Source organism: Campylobacter troglodytis (assembly GCF_006864425.1).
Taxonomy (GTDB): domain Bacteria; phylum Campylobacterota; class Campylobacteria; order Campylobacterales; family Campylobacteraceae; genus Campylobacter_D; species Campylobacter_D troglodytis.
Window position 1 is genome coordinate 1 of sequence record NZ_QHLI01000101.1, and the last position, 4,253, is coordinate 4,253.

2 protein-coding genes are annotated in these 4,253 nt (G+C 33.6%); both read right to left on the bottom strand.

The window, feature by feature from the left end:
* Nucleotides 1-1,133: 1,133 nt before the first annotated feature.
* A complete protein-coding gene (locus DMC01_RS11985) occupies nt 1,134-1,787 on the bottom strand; it encodes a YiiX/YebB-like N1pC/P60 family cysteine hydrolase (protein WP_142694428.1) in 654 nt (217 codons plus the stop codon).
* 630 nt (nt 1,788-2,417) lie between these two features.
* On the bottom strand, nt 2,418-3,266 hold the full coding sequence (lepB, locus tag DMC01_RS11990) for a signal peptidase I (RefSeq protein WP_142694429.1): 849 nt from the start codon (nt 3,264-3,266) through the stop codon (nt 2,418-2,420).
* Between the last annotated feature and the right edge of the window lie 987 nt (nt 3,267-4,253).

Below are 4,253 nucleotides of genomic sequence, written 5' to 3' on the forward strand. Positions count from 1 at the left end.
GGACTATCTCAATAGCATTGAGGATTTAAAAAGTTAAATTTGGCTCAATTAAACTTAAACCAAAGGGTTTTTAAGTGAAGTCCTATGAAAAACAAAGATCCGTTCCCAAATTTCTCAGATATAATTTAAGGAATTACGAAGCATTTTTACTTAGCCTTGCAACTAATCCCTTTACAAGAATTGATTTAGAGGCTAAAAAATAGCTAATCTTTGTAAATTTCCTCATCAAAGCTTGTTTAAGATTTTCAAAGAAATTCGCATTTTAACCCTTAAAGAATGCGAGAAACTTTCTAAAATGAGTACTGAGATTGAAGTTTATGAAAGTTATTTTTTACAATGCTAGGATAGTAACTGCAAGCATAAGGGGGAAAAAGAGTAAATGAAAAGCGTGGACATTAGGCTAGAAAAAACATCTGTGTTTTTACTTCGTTACGCCTCTTGTAACTGTAAGCAAAAGGTTTGCTAAAACGCAATCGCAGGAGTTTATACACAGATCGTCAACACTGCCCTACCAAAGAGCTATTGCCTATTATAAAGAACTTTGCGTAGCTTAAAGAAGGTGAAATTTACAGCGATAAGCTTAAAGCCTACGGTGGCTTGATGGATTTTTTGCTTCGTTACTCCTCTTGCAACTTTGCAAGAAAGAACAAATCATTGCCGAGTAAAACATAGCAAAAACGAGTTTGCAAAGGGACGAAATCATATCAACAACATATAGAATTTCTTGTTTCGTTTTACCCACTCGCAACTGCAAGCAAAAGGCTATGTAAAGATTAGCTTAGGTCAGTTTCACAGCAAAGGAATTTTTCTACCTTACATTTGAAAGAGAGTGAATTTAGATATAATGTCAAGGTTAAAAACGAAAATTTGTATAAAATTTTGTTAAAATTGATTAGGAAAAATCCTAGGTCATTTTAGCTAAGAGTATTAATCACATAAGAAAAAATCCTAAAAGCCAATCAGCACTCATCTTTTTGCAATCTTACTGACGATTAATGGCGAAGAGGTCGGCGACATCGGTGATTTTAATATAAAGCATCTTGTATTTAAATTAATCAAGCTTAATTACAAAACGCCCTAAGCTTAAAATTCACAAAAAGCCCTTTGAAAAAGCCCTTATAAAGATGATCGCCCTACTCTACTATATAAAGTGCCTTTGATTTAGAAAGATCATTTGGATTTGTTCCTAAGACGCCCTGAGGGACGGCAACCTTTAATTTTTCCTCAAAAAGTTCTTTGAAAAAATCAGGAAGCTTACCGTCCTCACCGTAAAAATTCATAGGATTTGCCTTGAATATCCTCTTGCCGTCTTTATCCAAATAAGCCTCCCAGACAAGTTCTGTGCAATAGATCTTAGAATTATTTGGCAAAAAATTCCAATCATACCCCCACCCTAAATAAGTCTTTGCCCTCTTTATGATAGCATTCATATCAAGTTTTGTCCTATCTTTTAGCCTCATTACTTGCATTTTTCTGTCTTTGTTATATGCTAAAAACTCCTTTAAGCTGGTGCGAACCACTCCGCCTTTATCAGCACTTGCTTCTATTATGAAAACCCCTTCTTGATCTTTCTCCACTATGGCTGTGTGAGTAAAATTTGCCTCATCTTTTTTCGTAGCAGATGAGATAGCCTCGCTAAATGCTGAATTTTCAGCACCTACAAAGATTAGATCCCCATTTTCTAAGTCTATCATCTTAAACTCCCCAAATGCTAAATTTAAAAATGTAAGCACAATTAGGCTTTTTTTAAACAAAGCACTCTGTTTTATGCATAAAAACTGCTTCATTTTTCATCCTTTAAAATTCATAAAAAGTTTGAAAGCTTAACAAGTTTAGATTAATTTGCAAAGAAAATGTGAATTTTATAAAAATTTTTTGCAAAAGCTTGATGAGAAAGGAAAGCATTTTACCAGTTTGCCCCCCTACTTTGCTTAGCTCGAAATTACAAACTTTTAGCCTTATCTTAAAAGAACTTTTAGGCTAAATGAGGCTTAACATAGTTTTGGCTTTTAAGCATAAGGCCCTAAGTAAGCTACTAAGCTTTAAATTTGCTAAGTGTAAATTAAGCCACAAGGGCTTTTAAAAAGCCTTCATTTAATGATAAAAAAGCCTTGAATTTAAAAATTTTAAACCGTCTCACAAAATGCACAAAACCATCAAAGCCTAAGTTTTTCAAGGCAAGTTTGATCGCAAATTTTTGAAAAGTTTAAATTCAAGCGTAACTACAAACAAAGCCTTAAATTCAAAACGAGCTTTTTAAAACAAGCCTTTTAAAATTTTAAATTCAAAGCCTTTAAATTCAAGCAAAAATCCTTCAAGATCTTAAAAAGCAAAAGGCTTTTAAAGACTTTAAAGCTACACTTTTCAAAGCCTTTAAATTCAAGCACAGCTAAAAACAAAGCTTAAATTCAAGCACCCTACTCTAAGTCGCCTATTTCGCTTTCATTATGATGTATAAATCTTTCATCATTTTGCAAGGTATCTATAAAGCGACCTATCCTTTCCCATCTAATATTATAATCCTCATCCCAGGAAAAATAAGTAAACCAAGGAGAACCAACTATAAATCTATAAGGCACAGAGCCAAAATACCTACTATCCTTTGAATGATCTCTATTATCCCCCATCATAAAATACTCATTCTCAGGCACCTTATAATAATAAGCATTGCCCCCGCTTAGACTAAGCTCACCAAAACCACGCAAGATAATAGGCTGCATAGCAAAGTCATTTAGCATTAAATGCGTAAGATAGGCTTCCTCCATATTTACCCTCTCGTCATTATGTATGCCCTTTTGGCTGTAAGGCTCTTTTACAAAGATCCTATCCTCTATAAGCACTATCTTGTCCTCATAATGCTCTTTCATATACTCATCCCCCTCGCTCATACGAACGAACAAGACCTCTTTTATCATTATCACCTCGTCTCCTCCTTTGGCAACGCATCTTTTAACATAATGCGTTTGTGGATGCTGGGGATATCTAAATACCACTATGTCGCCTCTTTTTGGTCCCTCGCTACTGATTAAATGCCCGTTTTTGTTAAAATCAGGAAGCACAGGAAGTTCTAGCCAGGGTATGTGAGGGGTTGGGATACCGTAGCTAAATTTCTTAACAAACAAAAAATCCCCCACCAACAAGGTATTTTTCATAGATCCGCTTGGAATGGTAAAGGCTTGTATAAAAAAGAAGACCACTAATAAGACTATGATTATAGTCCCAGTCCAAGACTCACTGAAAGCGTGAAGTTTTTTAAGCTTTTGCATATTTATCCTTTGAATTTTAGCTTTTTTAAATGCTACTTTGCCTCTTTAATCCTTATTTAAAAAGACAAAGAGGCTAAAAATTCACAGCTTTTTGTGAATTCTTTGCTTTTAAACTGCGATCTTTTTTGCAACAAGGTCCCTCTTTACTTTACAACATTTCTTGCAACAAGGACACTCTTTGCTTTTAAAAGGGGATATTTTTTTACAATAACAACCTTCTTTGTTTATGAATTGCGGCATTTTTGCCAACAATGCCATTTCTTGCAACAATGCCCTTCTTTGCTTTTAGAGCCTTTGTTTCAAATCAGCACTTTTTAAAGCCTCTTAAACAAGCCTCATTAAAATTTTTAAGGCTTTTACAGATCAAATTAAAATCAAGCCTTCATTTTAAAAGATTAAGATAAATGTAAATTTAATGCCAAAGTACAGCCAAGATATTAAGCACATTTAAAAATTAAAGCCTAAAATTCAAGCTAAATTCACAAGTTTAAAATTCAAAAATACACCAAAAACAGTGGTTTTTAAATTTAAACAAGTTTGATTTATTTGTCATATTGAATGTAGAAACCCAGCGGATTGCTATGCGGTAGCCGAAGCAAAAAAATCTCTTGTCATTTTGAACATAAGCGAAATATCTCTATTCTTGTCATATTGAGGCGAAGCCGAAATATCTCTATTCTTGTCATATTGAGGCGAAGCCGAAATATCTCTTGTAATAATATCTCTAAAATTTATTTGAACTTATTCGCTTTCTTTGAAAGCTCACAATGCCAAGGTTATGAGATTATTCGTTTGTCTTGCGACAAACTCCAAATGACAACATAAAATTCACAAATTTCACAAAATAATATTGGCTCAAGACAACTTAAGCTCAAATAAAGGAGTTTTAAGTTATGATTACAGCGATGAAAAATAAGTATATCAATCGTTTCAAAATTTCAGAGGCTAAATTTAGAGAAATTGTAAAGTATTTTTTTACTTCGTTAC